Origin of the sequence: Streptomyces sp. SID5785, assembly GCF_009870065.1 — a bacterium.
Taxonomy (GTDB): domain Bacteria; phylum Actinomycetota; class Actinomycetes; order Streptomycetales; family Streptomycetaceae; genus Streptomyces.
This window is the reverse complement of record NZ_WWIA01000793.1, coordinates 1-2,176: the sequence shown is the minus strand read 5'-3', so window position 1 is coordinate 2,176 and position 2,176 is coordinate 1. Positions and strand designations below refer to the sequence as shown.

At 75.0% G+C, this 2,176-nt stretch carries 1 protein-coding gene; it reads left to right on the top strand.

Features of this window, described 5'->3' with window-relative positions; all coding sequences use genetic code 11:
• The coding region (locus tag GTW43_RS26030; RefSeq protein WP_161304424.1) for a S41 family peptidase at positions 1-2,120 on the top strand (2,120 nt) is incomplete at its 5' end.
• Positions 2,121-2,176 lie beyond the last annotated feature (56 nt).

The window sequence follows — 2,176 nt, the reverse complement described above, 5'->3', positions numbered from 1 at the left end:
GGCTGGGCGCGGGGCGGCTCGGCCGCGTCCTGTCCCTGGCCGTCGCGCCGGACGGCGGCCGGGTCGCCGTGGCCGCGCACGACGGGCGGATCCTGCTCGTCGAGCGGGACAGCGGCGACGTACGCGAGGTGGACCGCAGCGAGGACGGGCACGGCACGGGGCTCGCCTTCTCGCCCGACTCGGCGTGGCTCGCCTGGTCCCACCCGGGCCCGCACGACCTGCGGCAGCTGAAACTGGCCAACACCACTGACCTCGCCGTCACCGAGGCGACCCCGTTGCGCTTCCGCGACGACGCGCCCGCCTTCACGCTCGACGGAAAGCACCTGGCGTTCCTGTCGGCCCGCTCCTTCGACCCGGTCTACGACGAGCACGCCTTCGACCTCGCCTTCGTCAGCGGCGTCCGGCCGTACCTGATCACGCTCGCGGCGACCACCCCGTCGCCGTTCGGGCCGCAGCGGCACGGGCGCGCCTTCGAGGCCGTCGACAAGGACGAGACACCCGACAGTGAGGGTGCCCCCGCCACCCGCGTCGACCTGGAGGGCCTCGTCGACCGGATCGTCCCCTTCCCCGTCGAGGCCGGCCGCTACTCGGGGCTGCGCACTGCCAAGGACGGCGTGCTGTGGCTGCGTCACCCGCTGACCGGCGTCCTCGGCGACTCGCGCGCCGAGCGCGGCGACCCCGAGCCCGGCTCCCGCCTCGAGCGCTACGACCTCGCCCAGCAGCGCCTGGAACAACTCGGCGCGGACGCCGACCACTTCGAGGTCTCGGGCGACGGCAAGCGGGTCCTGCTGTGGACCGGCGACGCGCTCAAGGTCGTGCCCAGCGACCGCCGTCCCGCGCACGACGAGGACAGCGACACGAACATCACGGTCGACCTCGCCCGCGTCTCCCAGACCGTCGACCCGGCGGCCGAGTGGCGGCAGATGTACGAGGAGACCGGCCGCCTGATGCGGGACAACTTCTGGCGCGCCGACATGAACGGCGTCGACTGGCCCGGCGTCCTGGACCGCTACCGCCCGCTCCTGGACCGCGTCGCGACCCACGACGACCTCGTCGACCTGCTCTGGGAGGTGCAGGGCGAGCTCGGTACCTCCCACGCCTACGTCACCCCGAGCGGCGGCGCGGGCTCCGCGGCCCGCCGGCAGGGGCTGCTCGGCGCCGACCTGTCCCGGCACGAGGACGGACCGCAGGGGGCGCCGCTGTGGCGGGTGGACCGGGTCCTGCCCTCCGAGACCTCCGACCCGCGCGCCCGCTCCCCGCTGGCCGCGCCCGGCGTCGCCGTCCGCGCCGGGGACGCGATCGTCGCCGTCGGCGGCCGCCCCGTCGACCCGGTCACCGGGCCGGGGCCGCTGCTCGTAGGCACCGCGGACCGGCCCGTCGAGCTCACCGTGTCGCCCGCGGGCGGCGGCGGGACCCGGCACGTGGTCGTCGTCCCGCTCGCCGACGAGGAGCCGCTGCGCTACCACGCGTGGGTCGCGGACCGGCGGGCGTACGTCCACGAGCGCTCCGGCGGCCGGCTCGGCTATCTCCACGTGCCCGACATGCAGGCGCCCGGCTGGGCGCAGATCCACCGTGACCTGAGCGTCGAGGTGGCCCGCGAGGGACTGGTCGTCGACATCAGGGAGAACCGGGGCGGGCACACGTCGCAGCTCGTCGTCGAGAAGCTCGCGCGGCGCATCGTGGGCTGGGACGTGCCGCGCGGCATCCGGCCCTTCTCGTACCCGATGGACGCGCCGCGCGGGCCCGTCGTCGCCGTCGCCAACGAGTTCTCCGGCTCGGACGGCGACATCGTCAACGCGGCGATCAAGGCGCTCGGGATCGGGCCGGTCGTCGGGGTCCGTACGTGGGGCGGCGTCATCGGGATCGACAGCCGGTACCGGCTGGTGGACGGGACGCTCGTGACGCAGCCGAAGTATCCGATCTGGCTGGAGGGTTACGAGTGGGGGGTGGAGAACCACGGGGTCGATCCGGACGTCGAGGTGGTCGTCACCCCGCGGGACGCCGGGGCCGGGCTCGATCCGCAGCTGGACGAGGCCGTGCGGATCGCGCTCGCGGCGTTGTCGGAGAACCCGGCGAAGCAGCCTCCGGCGCTACCGGACCCGTCCCCGTCTGCGGGGTGACCCTTCCGTCGCGGGCTGCGGGTCTCGTCGTGGCTGGTCGCGCAGTTCCCCGCGCC